General features: G+C 61.5%; 14 protein-coding genes. 9 read left to right on the top strand and 5 right to left on the bottom strand.

Annotation, left to right across the window (positions count from 1 at the left end):
• Positions 1–3 precede the first annotated feature (3 nt).
• The 7 genes from FHT93_RS17875 to FHT93_RS17905 all read left to right on the top strand — a co-directional run bounded on the left by FHT93_RS17875 (position 4) and on the right by FHT93_RS17905 (position 10,161).
• On the top strand, positions 4–2,058 hold the full coding sequence (locus FHT93_RS17875; protein WP_183848688.1) for an acetate--CoA ligase family protein: 2,055 nt from the start codon (positions 4–6) through the stop codon (positions 2,056–2,058).
• A 6-nt stretch (positions 2,059–2,064) separates the two neighbouring features.
• Positions 2,065–2,847, top strand: a complete 783-nt coding sequence (locus tag FHT93_RS17880) for a carnitinyl-CoA dehydratase (protein WP_183848690.1) — start codon at positions 2,065–2,067, stop codon at positions 2,845–2,847.
• Between the two features lie 120 nt (positions 2,848–2,967).
• Positions 2,968–4,557: an ABC transporter substrate-binding protein gene (locus FHT93_RS17885; RefSeq protein WP_113017068.1), complete on the top strand. Its 1,590-nt coding sequence runs from the start codon at positions 2,968–2,970 to the stop codon at positions 4,555–4,557.
• A gap of 88 nt (positions 4,558–4,645) precedes the next feature.
• Complete coding sequence (locus tag FHT93_RS17890) at positions 4,646–5,653, top strand: ABC transporter permease (protein WP_113017069.1); 1,008 nt, start codon at positions 4,646–4,648, stop codon at positions 5,651–5,653.
• Positions 5,650–6,477 carry an ABC transporter permease gene (locus FHT93_RS17895; protein ID WP_113017070.1) on the top strand — a complete coding sequence of 276 codons (828 nt, stop codon included), beginning with the start codon at positions 5,650–5,652 and terminating at the stop codon, positions 6,475–6,477. The genes FHT93_RS17890 and FHT93_RS17895 overlap by 4 nt, the downstream gene beginning before the upstream one ends.
• Complete coding sequence (locus tag FHT93_RS17900) at positions 6,470–8,101, top strand: ABC transporter ATP-binding protein (RefSeq protein ID WP_113017071.1); 1,632 nt, start codon at positions 6,470–6,472, stop codon at positions 8,099–8,101. The genes FHT93_RS17895 and FHT93_RS17900 overlap by 8 nt, the downstream gene beginning before the upstream one ends.
• A 56-nt stretch (positions 8,102–8,157) precedes the next feature.
• A complete protein-coding gene (locus FHT93_RS17905) occupies positions 8,158–10,161 on the top strand; it encodes a CocE/NonD family hydrolase (RefSeq protein ID WP_183848692.1) in 2,004 nt (667 codons plus the stop codon).
• A gap of 3 nt (positions 10,162–10,164) precedes the next feature.
• Here the strand turns inward: FHT93_RS17905 and FHT93_RS17910 are convergent, their stop codons facing one another.
• Positions 10,165–11,079 carry an alpha/beta hydrolase gene (locus FHT93_RS17910; RefSeq protein ID WP_113017073.1) on the bottom strand — a complete coding sequence of 305 codons (915 nt, stop codon included), beginning with the start codon at positions 11,077–11,079 and terminating at the stop codon, positions 10,165–10,167.
• A 418-nt stretch (positions 11,080–11,497) separates the two neighbouring features.
• Between FHT93_RS17910 and betC the strand changes: the two genes are divergently transcribed.
• Positions 11,498–13,012 carry a choline-sulfatase gene (gene betC / locus FHT93_RS17915; protein ID WP_183848694.1) on the top strand — a complete coding sequence of 505 codons (1,515 nt, stop codon included), beginning with the start codon at positions 11,498–11,500 and terminating at the stop codon, positions 13,010–13,012.
• A gap of 119 nt (positions 13,013–13,131) precedes the next feature.
• Here the strand turns inward: betC and FHT93_RS17920 are convergent, their stop codons facing one another.
• The 3 genes from FHT93_RS17920 to FHT93_RS17930 are packed head-to-tail and all read right to left on the bottom strand — an operon-like array spanning position 13,132 to position 15,883.
• Positions 13,132–14,382, bottom strand: a complete 1,251-nt coding sequence (locus FHT93_RS17920; RefSeq protein WP_183848696.1) for a Zn-dependent hydrolase — start codon at positions 14,380–14,382, stop codon at positions 13,132–13,134.
• Positions 14,383–14,393: 11 nt separating this feature from the next.
• Positions 14,394–15,035 (bottom strand): TenA family protein, encoded by a 642-nt coding sequence (locus FHT93_RS17925; RefSeq protein WP_113147894.1) that lies wholly within the window; start codon positions 15,033–15,035, stop codon positions 14,394–14,396.
• 5 nt (positions 15,036–15,040) lie between these two features.
• On the bottom strand, positions 15,041–15,883 hold the full coding sequence (locus FHT93_RS17930) for a BtpA/SgcQ family protein (protein WP_183848698.1): 843 nt from the start codon (positions 15,881–15,883) through the stop codon (positions 15,041–15,043).
• Positions 15,884–15,909: 26 nt separating this feature from the next.
• Between FHT93_RS17930 and FHT93_RS17935 the strand changes: the two genes are divergently transcribed.
• A complete protein-coding gene (locus tag FHT93_RS17935; RefSeq protein ID WP_112542524.1) occupies positions 15,910–16,812 on the top strand; it encodes a PfkB family carbohydrate kinase in 903 nt (300 codons plus the stop codon).
• A 2-nt stretch (positions 16,813–16,814) separates the two neighbouring features.
• Here FHT93_RS17935 and FHT93_RS17940 read toward each other — a convergent pair whose 3' ends face one another.
• Complete coding sequence (locus FHT93_RS17940) at positions 16,815–17,585, bottom strand: glutamine amidotransferase (protein ID WP_113212265.1); 771 nt, start codon at positions 17,583–17,585, stop codon at positions 16,815–16,817.
• Between the last annotated feature and the right edge of the window lie 10 nt (positions 17,586–17,595).

The raw sequence follows: 17,595 nt of genomic DNA on the forward strand, positions 1-17,595 counted from the left end.
CCGATGACAGCACGCGCGCTCGACCGCCTATTCAGACCGCAAACGATCGCCGTCTTCGGCGGCCGTGAAGCGCGTCGGGTGATCGAGCAGTGCGATCGGATGGGGTTTGCGGGCGAGCTCTGGCCCGTTCACCCGACGCTCGCCGAGGTCCTCGGACGGCGCTGCTACAGAAGCGTTTCCGACCTGCCGTCGCCGCCCGACGCGGCCTTCGTCGGGGTCAACAGGATATCGACCGTCGAGATCGTGCGCAGCCTGTCGGAAGCCGGCGCCGGCGGCGCGGTCTGTTACGCCTCGGGCTTCAGCGAAGCCGTGGCGGAACTAACCGATGGCTCCGACTTGCAACAGGCGCTGATTGCCGCCGCGGGTGATATGCCGATCCTGGGACCAAACTGCTACGGCTTCATAAACGGCCTCGACGGCGCGCTTCTCTGGCCCGATCAGCACGGCATGACGCGCGTCGAACGCGGCGTGGCGATCCTGACCCAATCGTCGAACATAGCGCTCAATCTGACCATGCAGACGCGCGGCCTGCCGATCGCCTATGTCGTGACATCAGGCAATCAGGCGCAAACCTCGCTGTCCGATATCGCCTGTGGCCTGCTTTCCGACCCGCGCGTGACGGCGCTTGGCCTCCATGTCGAAGGCTTTGGAGACAAGGCCGCGCTTGAGCGCCTTGCCGCCACAGCCCGCCTGACGAAAAAGCCCGTTGTTGTTTTGAAAGTCGGCAAGTCTGAACAGGCGAGACAGGCAACGCTCTCTCATACCGCATCCCTTGCCGGCGGCGATGCGGTGGCCGATGCAGTGCTTGCCCGCCTCGGCCTCGGCCGCGTCGATACGCTGCCGGCGCTACTCGAAGCGCTGAAACTCCTGCATGTCGCAGGCCCGCTGCAAGGTGCCGCGATCTCTTCGATGAGCTGCTCGGGTGGCGAGGCCTCGCTGATGTCGGATGCTGCCATCGGACGCGCTGTCACGTTCCGAGATCTCGAACCAAAGCAATTGCCGCGCCTGAGAGGCGTTCTCGGCGACATGGTGACGCTCTCCAATCCGCTCGATTACCACACGTTCGTGTGGGGCGATCGTGCGCGTCAGACAGAGGCTTTCACCGCCATATTCGAAGGTGGCTACGACCTCAATCTCGTCGTCCTCGATTTTCCCCGCGCCGATCGATGCGAGGCGGCAGACTGGGTGACGACGGCGGACGCGGTCACCGCTGCGGCATCTGCGACAGGCGCGCTTGCCGGGATCCTGGCGACGCTGCCCGAAAACATGCCGGAGGCTGTCGCCGACCGACTGATCGCCGAAGGCGTCGTTCCCTTCTGCGGTATTGATGAAACCCTGATTGCCGCGGAAGTCGCCGCCGGCATCGGCCATGCCTGGCGCAAACCGCCTTCCCTGCCGCTTCTCGATGTGGCGTCCGTCGAAGGTGCAATCGAAACGCTGACGGAGGCCGATGCGAAGACCGAACTCGATCTCGCCGGCCTACGGACCCCCAAAGGCAGGGTTGCAGGCTCACCGCTTCAGGCGGCGGATTGTGCTGAGCGGCTCGGTTTTCCTGTTGTCCTGAAAGCTCTTGGCGTCGCGCACAAGACCGAAGCAGGCGCCGTCGCGCTCAACCTGAAGGATGCCAAGGCCGTATCGGATGCCGCATCAAACATGGCTGCGACAGACGGTTTTCTGGTCGAGAAGATGATCGACCGGCCTGTCGCCGAGCTGATCATCGGCGCTTCCCGTGACCCGGTCTTCGGATTATCGCTAACGCTCGGCGCCGGCGGAATTTTCGTCGAATTGCTGCAGGATTCCGTTATTTTGCCGTTGCCGACGACGAGATCGGAAATTTCCGAGGCAATTTCGCGCCTGAAGATCGCAAAACTGATCGAGGGATATCGCGGGCGCCCGAAGGGAGACCTCGAGGCGACAGTGACGGCTGTCGCGCGGGCGGCAGATTATGTCGTAATGAATGCGGCACGGCTGGAGGAACTGGACATTAATCCGTTGATGGTTCTTCCCGAAGGTCACGGCGTGGCCGCAGTCGATGCCCTGATCCGGCGGAGGAGGTAGCATAGGTTGAGCAACCCCATTCGCACCCGACAGGTCGGCGCAGTGCTGGAAGTCATCATCGACCGGCCGAAGGCGAACGCCATCGACCTTGCAACAAGCCGCACCATGGGACTGATATTCCGTGATTTCCGCGACGATCCATCGCTGCGGGTGGCGATCATCTCCGGCGCAGGCGAGAAATTCTTCTGTGCCGGATGGGACCTGAAGGCCGCCGCGGCAGGCGACGCGGTCGACGGAGATTATGGTGTCGGCGGTTTCGGCGGGCTGCAGGAGCTGCGCGATCTCAACAAGCCTGTCATCTGTGCGGTCAACGGCATCTGTTGCGGAGGCGGGCTGGAGATCGCGCTGTCGGCCGACCTGATCCTCGCAGCAGAACATGCAACTTTCGCTCTTCCGGAAATCCGCTCCGGCACGGTTGCCGATGCCGCCTCGGTGAAGCTGCCGAAGCGCATCCCCTATCATATCGCCATGGACATGCTTTTGACCGGCCGCTGGCTTGATGTCCAGGAGGCGCATCGCTGGGGTTTCGTCAACGAAATCCTGGCAGCAGACAAGCTGATGGAGCGGGCCTGGGATCTCGCCCGCCGGCTCGAAAGCGGGCCGCCGCTCGTCTACGCGGCAATCAAGGAAATCGTGCGTGAATCGGAGGGTTCCACCTTCCAGACTGCCATGAACAAAATCACCAAACGGCAGTTTGCTACAGTGGACCGGCTTTATTCGAGCGAGGACCAATTGGAAGGCGCACGGGCTTTCGCCGAAAAACGAAGCCCTGACTGGAAAGGACGGTAACAAGGCGGCGGCAACCGCTCATCTTCCCGCAAGCGTGCGGGCATCACGAACGGAAGAGGAAACCGTTCGGGAATCATGCCCAAGAATCGAAGTCAACGCACCATAAGAAGGAGAAGGGGAATGAACGACTACACGAAATATGTCGCAAGCCGGGTAACCGCCGGCGGCCTCAGCCGCCGCGAATTCCTGGGGCGCGCCATGGCAGCCGGCCTGACACTTGCCGTTGCCGACAAGCTCTTTACCGAAAGTGCCGAAGCCGCCGAACCGAAACGCGGCGGTCATCTGAAGCTTGGCCTGGAGGGCGGGGCTGCAACCGACTCCAAGGATCCGGCGAAATTTCTCTCGCAATTCATGTTCTGCGTCGGCCGCTGCTGGGGCGACATGCTGGTAGAATCCGATCCGCTCACCGGTGCCGCCGTACCGGCGCTCGCCGAATCCTGGGAACCGTCGAAGGATGCGGCAACCTGGACCTTCAAGATCCGCAAGGGTGTCAAGTTCCACAACGGCAAGGAACTGACGATCGATGACGTGGTCGCCACACTCAAGCGTCATACCGACAAGGCGTCGGAATCCGGCGCACTCGGCGTTCTCGGCTCGATCAAGGAAATCAAGGCGGACGGCGGCAACCTCGTCCTGACGCTTTCGGAAGGCAATGCCGATATGCCGCTGCTGTTGACCGACTATCATCTGGTCATTCAGCCGAATGGCGGTGTGGACGATCCGCTCGCCTCGATCGGCACGGGGCCTTATAAGTTGACGAACTTCGAGGCGGGCGTGCGCGCCACCTTTGAAAAGAACAAGGACGACTGGCGCACTGATCGCGGCTATGTCGATTCCATCGAAATCATCGGCATGAACGACGCCACAGCGCGCATCGCCGCGCTCTCGTCCGGCCAAGTGCACTACATCAACCGTGTCGATCCAAAGACCGTCAACCTCCTGAAGCGTGCCCCGAATGTCGAGATCCTTTCGACTGCCGGACGCGGCCATTATGTCTTCATCATGCATTGCGACAAGGCGCCGTTCGACAATAACGACCTGCGCCTCGCGCTTAAATACGCCATGGACCGCGAGACCATGGTGGAGAAGATCCTCGGCGGTTACGGCAAGGTCGGCAACGACTTTCCGATCAACAGCACCTATGCGCTGTTTCCCGAGGGCATCGAACAGCGCACCTATGATCCGGACAAGGCGGCCTTCCACTACAAGAAATCAGGCCATAGCGGCTCGGTCCTGCTGCGCACTTCCGAAGTCGCTTTCCCCGGCGGTGTCGACGCTGCCGTCCTTTATCAGGAAAGCTGCAAGAAGGCCGGCATCGAAATAGAGGTCAAGCGCGAGCCGGGCGACGGTTACTGGACCAACGTCTGGAACGTCCAGCCCTTCTCCACCTCCTATTGGGGCGGGCGTCCGACACAGGACCAGATGTATTCCACCGCCTATCTGTCGACGGCGGACTGGAACGACACCCGCTTCAAGCGTCCGGATTTCGACAAGCTGTTGCTTCAGGCCCGTTCCGAACTCGACGAGGCCAAGCGCAAGGAGCTCTATCGCGCCATGGCGATGATGGTCCGCGACGAAGGCGGCGTCATCCTGCCGATGTTCAACGACTTCGTGAACGCCTCCACCAAGCAGGTGAAGGGCTACGTCCACGACATCGGCAACGACATGTCGAACGGCTACGTCGCAACCCGCGTCTGGCTGGAGGCCTGACACCGGTCTTCTGTCCGATCTCCACCGAAGCCGGGACCGTGGGACAAAACCCGCGGTCCTCCTGACGTTTCAGCGCGAGGCCATCACCATGTCCAGTCCGACCTCCGGCAATATCCTGCCCGGTCTCAGGTTCCGGCAGCGTTTTCCGCTGCTTGCCCTTGTTCTCGAGCGCTTCGTGCTCAGCATCATCCTGCTCTTTGCCGTCTCAATCCTGATTTTCGGCGGCCTGGAAGCTCTCCCCGGCGATTTCGCCACGACTTATCTCGGCCAGTCGGCAACGCCGCAGGCGGTTGCCAACATCCGCAAGGATCTCGGCCTCGACCGGCCGGTGACGACGCGATATGTCGAGTGGCTCGGTAATGCCGTGCGAGGCGATTTCGGCACATCATGGGCCAGCAAGAACTCCGTCAGCGAGCAGATCGGCAAGCGGCTCGGCAATTCACTATTTCTGGCGGGCTTTGCCGCACTGATCTCCGTGCCGCTTGCCGTCGGGCTCGGCATGGTTTCGGTGCATTTTCGGGGCCGCCTGCCCGACAAGATCATCAACATCATTTCGCTGGCTGCGATTTCGTTGCCGGAGTTCTTCATCGGCTACCTGCTGATCATGTTTTTCGCGGTGAAGTTCGGCGTCGCCACCTTTCCCGCAACTGTCTATGAGAGCATGGGCTTTGCCGACCGCCTGAAGGCGATCGCCCTGCCGACGGCGACCCTCGTACTCGTCGTGCTGGCCCACATGATGCGCATGACACGCGCCGCAATCCTCTCGGTCATGTCGTCGGCCTATATGGAGACGGCAGAGCTGAAGGGCCTTTCGGCGTTTCGCTCGATCGTCAAGCATGCCGCACCGAACGCGCTTGCGCCGATCATCAACGTCGTGGCGTTGAACCTCGCCTATCTGGTGGTCGGAGTGGTCGTCGTCGAGGTGGTCTTCGTCTATCCCGGCATGGGCCAGTACATGGTCGATGCCGTGACGGTGCGCGACATGCCGGTAGTGCAGGCCTGCGGCCTGATCTTTGCCGCCGTCTATATCTTCCTCAACATGCTGGCCGACATTCTCGCCATCATTGCCAACCCCCGGCTGAGGCATCCAAGATGAGATTGAGAGATATCCCCATCACCGCCTGGATCGGCATGATCGGCATCGCCGTCGCCTTCGTCTTCGCATTCTTTGCACCCTTTATCGCGCCTTACGGCGAGACCGAGGTCGTCGGCAGCGTGTGGCAAATGCCGGACGCACAATATGTCTTCGGTCTCGACAATCTCGGCCGCGACATCCTCTCGCGTCTGATCTACGGCGCGCGCACGACGCTTTTCGTGGCGCTTGCAGCGACCGTCATCTCCTTTTCGCTCGGCGTCATTCTGAGCTTTACGGCAGCGGTCTCGCGCGGGCTGATCGACATGGTCTTCTCGCGCTTCAACGACCTGATGATGTCGATCCCGACACTGATCTTCGCACTCGTGGTTCTGGCCGTCCTGCCACAAAACATCATCGTGCTGATCCTCGTCATGGCGATCCTCGATTCCACCCGCGTCTATCGTCTCGGCCGCGCCGTGGCACTCGATGTCGCCGTCATGGAATTCGTCGAGGCGGCCAAACTTCGCGGCGAAGGAAAACTCTGGATCATCTTCAGGGAGATCCTGCCGAACACCCTGACTCCGCTGCTTGCCGAATTCGGCCTGCGGTTTGCCTTCTCGATCCTGTTCCTCTCGACATTGTCCTTTCTAGGCCTCGGCATCCAGCCGCCATCGGCTGACTGGGGCGGCATGGTCAAGGACAACAAGGACGGGATCATTTTCGGCATTTCGGCAGCGCTCGTGCCGGGTAGCGCGATCGCCATCCTCGCAGTCTGCGTCAACCTCGTTGTCGACTGGCTTTTGAAACGAACCTCGAGCCTCAAGGGAGGGCGTGGCGATGCCTGATCTTCTTTCCGTCCGCAATCTCAAGATCGAAGCCACCAGCTATCCGCCGGGTGAAGCACCGAAACGCGTGACCATCGTCGACGGCGTTTCCTTTGATTTGCAGAAAGGCCGAGTACTCGGGCTGATCGGTGAATCCGGGGCAGGCAAGTCGACGATCGGATTATCGGCACTTGCCTATGGCCGAGGCGGTGCCGAGATCACCGGCGGAGAGGTGCGGCTCGACGGCGACAATATCCTTGCCCTTGGCAAGAAGGGCATCAGACAGATCCGCGGCGCCCGCGTCTGCTATGTCGCACAGTCGGCCGCGGCAGCCTTCAATCCCGCCCACCGGCTCGGCGACCAGGTGATCGAGGCTTCCGTCAAACACGGGCTCATGAACAAGCAGGAGGCGAAGAACAGAGCGCTCTACCTGTTTCAGGTGCTTGGCCTTCCCCATCCCGAAAGTTTCGGCGAGCGTTTCCCGCACCAGGTCTCGGGCGGCCAGTTGCAGCGCGCCATGACGGCCATGGCGCTTTGCTCAAACCCCGAACTGATCGTCTTCGACGAACCGACGACTGCACTTGACGTCACCACCCAGATCGACGTGCTGGCTGCAATCAAGCATGCGATCGAAGCAACCCATACGGCGGCCCTCTACATCACTCATGATCTCGCCGTCGTCGCACAGATCTCCGACGACATCATGGTGCTGCGCCATGGAAAGACCGTGGAATACGGCAGTGTACGGCAGATCATCGAAGAGCCACGGGAGGATTATACTCGCGCGCTCGTCAACGTCCGGCAGACGCTCAGGGACGAGGCTGTCGACCAGTCCGATGCTCTGCTGAAGATCGAAAACGTCAGCGCAGAATATTCCAATGGTTTCAAGGTCCTGAACGATGTCAGTCTGCATGTGCCGAAGGGGCAGACATTGGCGATCGTCGGTGAATCGGGCTCGGGAAAATCGACGCTCGCCCGCGTCGTCACTGGGCTCTTGTCACCCAGCGCCGGGTCGATCTCTTTTGCCGGCAAACCATTGACGCCCGAGGTCCGACACAGGCCACGCGACGATCTCCGCCGCATTCAGCTCATCTACCAGATGGCCGACACGGCGATGAACCCGCGTCAGACCGTGCGCGACATCATCGGCCGGCCGCTGACCTTCTATTACGGCCTCAGGGGAGCCTCAAAGACCGACCGCGTGAAGGAATTGCTCGACCAGATCGAGATGGGCAACGGCTTTCTGAACCGCTACCCGGCAGAGCTCTCGGGGGGCCAGAAGCAGCGTGTGGCGATTGCGCGCGCGCTCGCCGCAAAACCGGAACTCATCCTCTGCGACGAACCGACCTCGGCTCTCGATCCTCTGGTGGCTGAAGGCATCCTGAAGCTGCTGCTGCGCCTCCAGGAAGAGGAAAAGCTCTCCTACATCTTCATCACCCATGACATCGCCATCGTCAGGGCCATTGCCGACAGCGTCGCGGTCATGCATCGCGGCAGGCTCGTGCGCTTCGGCCCGAAATCGAAGGCGCTCTCACCGCCCTTCGACGACTATACCGACCTGCTCCTGAAATCCGTCCCGGAGATGGAGATCGGCTGGCTGGAAAAGGTGTTGACCACCCGGCGGATGGAAAGCGCCGGCAACTGAACGTCAAATCGGCCGGCCGCTCTTGGCCGGCTCAATGATTGCTTCCAGGGAAAACCATGCGCCAACGCTCCTTCACGACGATCGAAAACCAGTGGATCACGCTCAGCGACGGAACGCGACTTTCCGCGCGGATCTGGATGCCTGATGGTACGGATGCCGATCCGGTGCCGGCCGTCTTCGAATTCCTGCCCTATCGCAAGCGCGATGGAACGAGCCTGCGTGACGAATCGACCTATCCGGTCCTTGCCGCCGCCGGCATCGCGGGCGTGCGTGTCGATATCCGCGGCTCGGGCGAATCCGAAGGCGTGATCGACGGCGAATATACCGAGCTCGAGCTTGCCAACGCCTGCGAACTGATCGCCTGGATCGCCGATCAGCACTGGTGCAACGGCTCGGTCGGCATGATGGGCATTTCCTGGGGCGGCTTCAACAGCCTGCAGGTCGCGGCCTTGCGTCCGCCGGCATTGAAGGCCGTCATCTCGATCGCCTCGACCGTCGACCGTTACAATGACGACATCCACTACAAGAACGGCTGTCACCTTTCCGCCCAGCTCTCCTGGGCCGCGACGATGCTCGGCTACCAGTCTCGCCCGCCCGATCCCGCTATCACCGGCGATCGCTGGAAGGATATGTGGCTGGAGCGGCTGGAAAACGAACCGTTCTTCATGGAGGAATGGCTTGCCCACCAGCGACGCGACGCCTTCTGGGAACATGGTTCGATCTGCGAGGATTTTGCACGCATCGAGATCCCTGCGATGGTGATTGCCGGCTGGGCGGACGGCTATCGCAACACGCCGCTGAAGGCGATCGCCGGGCTTGGCACAGAGGCTAAGGCGCTGATTGGCCCCTGGGTTCACAAATATCCGCATTTCGCCTTTCCAAAGCCGCGCGCCGATTTCCATGGCGAAGCGATCGCCTGGTGGAACCGCTGGCTGCGTGGCGAAGAGAATGGTGCGGAAAATACGCCCCAGCTTCGCGCCTATATTCTCGACGCCGTGCGCCCTGCCCCGCGCCGCGATGCCGATCCCGGTTTTTGGGTCGCCATGGACGCATGGCGCGAACCGGCAATGCAGTTTTTCCATGTCGGATCGTCCAGCCGGCTCGAGGAAGGAGCGGCCGAGCCCCAGACATCAGCGCAAGAGGTCTATGTGCGCTCGCCCCTCGATACCGGCACGGCATCGGGGGAATATTTCACGCTGAAACCGGATGCTGAAATGGCCATCGACCAGCGCGGGGACGATGCCGGTTCGCTCATATTCGAGACCCCGCCACTTGTCGAAGATCATGACTATCTCGGCCAGCCTATTGTTACGCTGGCGCTACGCTGCGAGGCAGAGACCGCAAATCTCTGCGCGCGGCTCGTCGACGTGCATGAGGACGGCACGGCCACACGCGTCTCCTTCGGCGTTCTCAATCTTGCTCATCGTGATGGCAATGCCGAGCCCAAACCCATGAAGGCCGGAGAGCGGACGACGGTGCGCCTGCTGCTCGATGCCTGCGGCTATCGCTTCCGCACCGGCCATCGCATTCGCCTTTCGCTTTCGACGGCCTATTGGCCGATGATCCTGCCGCCGCCGACGGATGCCGGCCTCGTCATCGGTACGGCCTCGATCGAACTTGCGCTGCCGATACTTGCCGATCACCGCCTCGTCGCCGTGAAGGAGCCGGATAATCCCGATCCGCTGCCGAAATATATCGAGCATGCGCAGGCTGAGACCAGAAGGCAGGTCATCAGACAGCTTTCCGCCAATCGAACCGAATACTGTATTTACGAGGATACCGGGCTTTTCGAGCATCCCGACACCGGGCTCAGCACCCGTCAGGTACGCGATGAAATATGGTCGATTAGGCCGGGCGATCCACTCTCGATGACGGGGCGGTCCACCTGGACCTGCGACATGCAGCGTCCCGGCTGGTCCGTGACGACGGTTGCGACCGCATCGATCGCCTGCACGGCAACGCACTGGATCATCGCCGCCACGGTCATTGCCCATGAGGGCGGGATAAAAATCTTCGAGAAGGATTTTGGCGAGACGGCAATCGCCCGCGATCTGATGTAGCCGTTAGCGCGAAGCGAAGAGCCGCACCGCCTCGCATACCGCCTTGAAGCCTGCCCGGGCACCCTCGCTCATGTGGCGCGCGCGCAGCCACGCATGCACCATCTGCGGTTCCTCCCGGAACCAGACTTCCACGCCGACCTCCGCAAGCCGGGCAGCGTAGGCTCGGCCGTCGTCTCGCAACGGATCGAACCGCGCAACCGTGATGAAGGCAGGTGCAAGTCCTTCGACCGATACCGCGTGAAGCGGCGCGGCGACAGGATGGCGCAGCGGTGCCTGCAGAACGCTGCGATAGTAGGCGACATCGGCGGTGGTCAGGCCCGGTGCATTTGCCATTTCAACATAGGAGCCCTTCTGCAGGTCGCCGCCCAGCGCCGGATAGACGAGAACCTGACCGGCGATACCGGGTAAGGCCTCCCCCAGCGCCCTGATGGCGAGCCCTGCCGCCAGGTTGGCACCGGCACTATCGCCGATGATGACGACCTTGCTACCGGTGGACGACAGCAGATGCTTCAGGACAAGGAAACAATCCTCGCTCTGCGCCGGCCAGCGGTATTCGGGCGCCAGCCGGTAGTCGACGGAAACGAGTTCGGCGCCGGCAAAATCGGCGATTTCAGCGCAGATCGAGTGATGGCTTTCGAGCGAGCCGACAACGAAACCTCCGCCGTGGAGATAGAGGAGAACGGTTGATGTGGTTATTGTCCGCGGCCGATACCGGCGGATCGGTATCCGCAGCACCATGCCATCCGCATAGACCATCCCCTGCGGCAGGGCATGGTCAAATCGCGCGCAGAGTGCGTCATACCATTGGCGTTGCTGATCGATCGATGCCTCGACTGCGTCAGGCGGATAAAAGCCTTCGCAGACATCGAGGAATTCCAGAATGCTCTCTTCGGTGGGCATCGGTCGGTCGATCGACATGAAGATCCTTCCGCATGCTCGCAAGATGCTGTCAGGCGGCAGCCAGCTAGCCGATACTGCATCATGCACGCGCTCGGCCACGACGCCTGTCTTGCTGCGACCCCTGGTGTCGCCGGCAAGTTCGCCCCCTGTAAAACAGGCAGGCGCGAGCGCCCGGAACACCGGATGTCGGCAAGGCGATAGTGTGCAATCATCAAGTTGGTTATCGTGAAATGACAACTGCGACCCACGCCGCCGAGAGGATCACTCATGCGACGACCAGTGCCGCTTCTGAAGAGGATGATGGACCTGATCGGCGCTCGCCGATCAAGACCAGCACCCGCCAGCGACAGCCGGTTCCCTCAGGCGAACTGGTGGCTGACGCATCCGCAGACCCCTTCCCCCACAAGCCCCTGAATGTGAGCAGCGTCGATATACAATGGCCCGTCCCAATATTCTCATCATCATGGTCGACCAACTGAACGGCACGCTGTTTCCGGACGGGCCGGCCGATTTCCTGCATGCGCCGCATCTCAAGGCACTCGCGGCCCGTTCGGTCCGTTTTGCCAACAGCTATACGGCAAGCCCCCTTTGCGCGCCGGCGCGCGCCTCCTTCATGTCGGGCCAGTTGCCAAGCCGGACGCGGGTCTACGACAATGCGGCCGAATTTGCCTCCGACATTCCGACCTATGCGCACCATCTCCGGGCCGCCGGCTATCACACCAGCCTGTCGGGCAAGATGCATTTCGTCGGGCCCGACCAATTGCACGGCTTCGAGGAGCGCCTGACGACGGATATCTATCCGGCAGACTTCGGCTGGACGCCTGATTACCGCAAGCCTGGCGAGCGGATCGACTGGTGGTATCATAATCTTGGATCCGTGACCGGCGCGGGGGTCGCTGAGATCACCAACCAGCTCGAGTACGATGACGAAGTCGCCTACAATGCCACTCGAAAACTTTATGACCTGTCGCGCCGTCAAGACGAGCGTCCCTGGTGCCTGACCGTCAGCTTCACCCATCCGCACGATCCCTATGTCGCCAGGCGCAAATTCTGGGATCTCTACGAGGACTGCCCGGCACTTGACCCGACGGTTCCACCACTGCCCTTTGACGAGATGGACGCGCATTCGAAGCGCCTGCTCGAGGCCTGCGACTACAAGGCCTTCGATATCAATGCCGAACAGATCCGCAGGGCGAGGCGAGGCTACTTTGCGAATATCTCCTATGTCGACGAGAAGATCGGAGAGATCCTCGACGTGCTGGAGCGCACACGGATGCAGGACGACACTGTCATCCTGTTTGTCTCCGACCACGGCGACATGTTGGGGGAGCGCGGCCTATGGTTCAAGATGTGCTTCTTCGACGGTTCCGCACGCGTGCCGCTGATGATATCGGCACCGGATTGGCAGCCCGCCCTGGTCGATCAGCCGGTATCCACTCTCGATGTCACGCCGACGCTTGCCGGCCTCGCCGGCCTCGATATTTCGGCAATCGCCAATTGGACGGATGGCGAGGACCTGGCACAGCTGGTGAATGGCACGAAAACCCGCAGTCCGGTTTTGATGGAATATGCGGCCGAAGGATCGATCGCGCCGCTCGTGGGCATTCGCTCCGGGCGCTTCAAGCTGACAGTCTGCGAGAAGGATCCGCCGCTGCTCTTTGACCTTCAGGCCGATCCCCGCGAGCTCATCAATCTGGCCGGCGATCCGGCCCATGCGAATACGCTTGCCACGCTTCTCGATCAGGCAAAGCTTCGCTGGAATCTTGCAGCGTTTGATGTGGCAGTTCGAGAAAGCCAGGCACGGCGCTGGGTCGTCTATCCGGCATTGCGCGAAGGAGCCTACTACCCCTGGGACTATCAACCTCTGCAGAAAGCCGCCGAGCGCTACATGCGCAATCATATGGATCTGAATGTGCTCGAGGAGAACCAGCGGTTTCCCCGGGGCGAATAATCTTCGGGCATCACTGAGCACTACAAATATCCGCGGGCACGGCTCAGGAGCGCAGCGATCTTCGCGACGGGCCATCCCTCGATACAGCACTTACGATCATCAATTCCGAGCCATAGGCTTCAAAGCGCGGCTTCCAGAATTTCGATTGTCGACAGCAGCAGCATGCGTGCTCCGGAAACAACATGATCCGGTGCGGTATATTCGGCTTCATTATGGCTGAGGCCATCGCGACAAGGCACGAAGATCAGTGCCGCGGGTGCGACCCGGTTGACGAACAATGCGTCATGGAAGGCACCTGACAGCATTTTCCTGGTTGCCAGCCCGCCTTTTATCGCGGCCCTGTCCAGTGCTTCCAGCACCGTTCGAGGAAAGTTGGCCGGAGGCATATCGAAAGTTTGCCTGATTGCGACCTGACAATGTTCCGCCCCCGCGCGGTCGCCGAAGACTTGCTCGATGGTCGCGCTCAAACGATCGATCTCCGATGAATCCGGATGACGGATGTCGATGGTGCATCGCGCCGTCTGCGGGATGGCATTGATGGCACCGGGTTCTACGGCGATACGTCCGACGGTAAATCGGGCACGCTCGTCCTGAGGCATGATACTGGCGTAAAGCCCGTTGAGGGCCGCGATCATCGCGCGAAGCGGATCCCGACGATAGTTGAGCGCAGTGGTCCCAGCATGGGCGGTCTGGCCCGACACCGTCACTTCCAGCCACCGCGTCCCCTGGATGCCGGTGACGATACCAATGGGGATGTCCTCTTTCTCGAGAGACGGCCCCTGCTCTATGTGCAGTTCGAGATATGCGTAAGCAGGAAAGCCGAGATCGCGCATCGCGGCCTGCGGAAGGCTGGCAATGGTTGCCTTCAGCTCGTCGCCAAACCGTGCGCCGTCGGTTGCGACCAGATCGGACCAGGCAAACGGAATCTCGCCTGCCGAGAATGCCGAGGATCCCATGCAGCCCGGTGCGAAGCGACATCCCTCCTCGTTCGTCCAGGCAACCACTTCGATCGGCCTTTGAGTTTCAGCGCCCGCATCCTCAAGACTTTCCAGGACTTCGAAGGCCGACAGTGTCCCGAGCGCACCGTCAAAGCGCCCTCCGGACGGCTGGCTGTCGAGGTGGCTGCCAATCAGGAGCGGCGGCGCCCCCTCGTCTCTGCCCGGCCGGCGGATGAAAAGATTGGCGGCGCGATCCTGGAAGACACCGAAACCGCGCGCCTCTGCCAACTCTGCCAGCAGCAACCGGGCTTTTCGGTCCAACTCCGTCAGGGCCTGACGATTGACACCGCCGCCCGCGGTCGCGCCGATCCCGGCAAACCGGTCCAGTCGTTCCAGCAGGCGTTCTCCATTGATCTCGGGATTGCCGGTCATTGCGCAGGCTCTCAGGAATAGGCTGCTTCGTGGAAATCGATCTCAAGGCGTTGAGCACGGCCGAAAATGGCGCTCAATCGTTTGCGTTCGGCAGGATCCATCGTCTCACCGGCCTCGTCCAGCACCGCCTTCAACCAGCGCGCCTGCGCTTCGAACTCCGGTTCGGCATGAAGCTTGACCCATGCCTTGAGAAGCGGATCGCTGATATCAGTCCGGTCGGCCTCGGTCGACCAGGTCCAGTACATCCATTCGGCCGCAAACATCGCGGCAATCGTGTCGAGAAAGCCGCCGTCACGGGCAATTGCCAGCATTCCCTCGCGGAACGCAGCAACATCGGCCCGGCCGGTATCATAGCGGGCGGGATCGATGGCGCGGGCTGCGAAGGTCTTCTCGAAATAGCCGATCTGCTGGTTTGCAAGTGCATCCAGGACGCCGATCAGCCAACGTTTCTCCTCGATGGTCCCGGCCTTTGCCGTGGCATAGGAGAAGATCGCAATCGCCGTTTCAACAAAGGCGCCCTCGAAGACGAGATATCGTTCGAAGGCCTCCTTCGGGAGGCGGTCAGCCTTGATGTCTTCGACGAAGCGGTGGTGCACCATGGCTTCGAAGACGTCACGGTTCTCGTCGAGCATCTGTTCGGAGAGAGATACCATGATCGTCACGACTCCAGACCGGGTTTTGCGGCTTCGACGAAGGCTGCGACACGAGCCGGTTCGACAGGGTTCCACCAGACGCCGCCCTCCTTCAGCGACGACGCGACGATGACGCCGTTGGTGCGCTTGAGGATCTCGACGATATTATCCTTGGTCACGCCCGAGCCGACGAGCAATGGAAGATGGGTCGCAGCACCGATTTCCTCTATCTCCTCCATTGTCGCGCTGTTGCCCGTTCGCTGGCCGGTGGCGATCACTGCATCGGCATCGAAGAACGCCAGGTCACGGGTCAGTTCGTCGATCGTCCGGTCGGCGGTGATGGCGTGTGCGCCATGCTTGACATGGCTGTCGGCAAACACCTTGATATGTTCGGCACGCAGGGCCGAGCGATAGCGCATGGCCTCGGCTGCACGGCCTTCCATGAAGCCTTCATTGGCAACATAGGCGTTGGCCCATTGGTTGACACGGATGAAGCGCGCCCCACCGGCTGCCGCGATCGCGAAAGCGGGGATCGGCGCATTGGCAAGCACATTGATGCCGAGCGGTACCCCGACGGCACGAGAGATGCGGTCCGTCACAACCGACATGAAGGCTGCGGTCTCGTGGCCAATATCCTCCGGCTTGGAAAACGGGATGTCGCCATGATTTTCGACGATCAATCCGTGTATGCCGCCTTTGACAAGCGCCTCCGCATCGCGCATGCAGGCGTCATAGATCGCATCCATTGCCGCGCTGCGGTAGCGCGGAGCCCCCGGGAAAGGCGGGCAATGGATCATGCCAATCAGCGCCTTGTCAGTGCCGAATATTTCCCGTATGGCGCTTGTGGCCTTATCCGATATCTGCTGCATTTTTCTTTCCCTTCTGAAAGCCAGCCATGCGTGCCTATGTCATCGGTAACGTCGCCGTCGACGAAACCATTTCCGTAATGTCCATGCCCGAAGCCGGCGCCTCGATCCTCGGTCGGGAGGAAACCCGCGACCTCGGTGGCAAGGGTGCCAATCAGGCCGTCGTGATGGGCCGCACAGGCCTTCCCACGACGCTTGTCACGGCCGTCGGCGACGATTTTCGCGCCCAGACGATCCGCGACCAGCTCGCTGGTGAAGCGCTGGACGCCCGATTGCTGGGCAGTCCTCATCGCTCCAGCGATTTCTCCATCATCTTCACGACGCCCGACGGCGAAAACGCCATCGTCACGACGACGGACTCGGCCGAAGCCTTGACCCTGTCCGAGGCGCTTGCCCCGCTTGACGATGCAGCGGTCGGCGACCTCGTCGTGCTCCAGGGCAACCTCAGTGAAAACGTGACCCGCGGCATTCTCGCCGAAGCCCGACGCCGCGGCCTGACGACCGCCTTCAATCCCTCTCCGCTCAGGCCCTATTTCGCCGAGCTCTGGCCACTCATCGACATCGCCTTCCTCAACAGGGGCGAGGCCGAAAGTCTGACCGGATCGTTCGGCGAGGCCGCGATCCAGCGCCTCGCCGAAGCCGGCGTGACGCAGACCGTGCTGACCCTCGGCGGCGACGGGGCGATCCTTGCCAGCGGAAATCAGGTACTGGCAACCGTTCCTGCCCGTGTCACAGAGGTCGTCGATACGACCGGCGCCGGTGACACTTTCATGGCGGTCGCCCTTGCCTCTGCGGCCCTCCGATCGACCAGGCTCGATGCGAAGGCGATCCATCACGCAACTGCGGCTGCGGCCATTACCGTCAGCCGCCGCGGGACGCGTTCGGCCTTCCCAACCAGGTTAGAACTCGCCGGCATTCTCGCCGGCGAATGAGGCTATTCTGCCTCCGTCAGCCAGCCGAGAATATTCTTCCAAAGACGCCCGTAGCCCTCCCATTCGCAGAAGGCCGGGGAGAGCCAGTGCGGACCGATATCCGAGGTCCAGGCGGCAGTTCGGCCTTTGCCGAAGCGGCCTGTGACCAGCAATGGATGGCCACCTTCCGCCTCCGGTAGCCGGGCAATGACTTCGACATCGGCTCGCTCGCGCACCTCGACTTCGTTGACGCCGAGCAGCAATGGCCATTCGCCTGACAGACCGGCGACGGTCTCGTGACCGGGCTTGACGAGCACAGGTGTCGTTCCCTCCGGTATTTCCACCCGGTCGTCATAGGGCAGGCAGGTGACCGGCAGGACATCCTCGACCGGCGTGCGACGCCAGCGCGCCTTGCCGTCTATGCCCTGGAACGAGAAATAACCGCCGACCATCAGCAGCCCGCCCCCCTTTTCGACCCAGGCCTTGAGCAGTTTCAGCCGGTTCGGAACAGTCTTGGAATGCAGCCAGACCGCCGGGGGAAGCAGCAGGGAGTTGGCGCCGATATCGGAGAGAATGATCGCATCAAAAGCGTCGAGCCCTGCCATGTCGAAGGGGAATTTTTCGACTGCTTCATGGGCCGGCATATAGGTGAGCTCGAATGAACTATCCTTGAGTGCCGCAACGAGCGGCTCGGCGCCGAGGTGAAACGTGACGCTCCCGAACTGGTCGAAACCCTTATAATGCGTGGCGGAACTGACCCAGCTTTCGCCGACGAGAAGAACCTTCTTTGTCATGATGTTTCCA

Origin of the sequence: Rhizobium sp. BK379 (assembly GCF_014193955.1) — a bacterium.
In the GTDB taxonomy this organism is placed as follows: Bacteria; Pseudomonadota; Alphaproteobacteria; order Rhizobiales; family Rhizobiaceae; genus Rhizobium.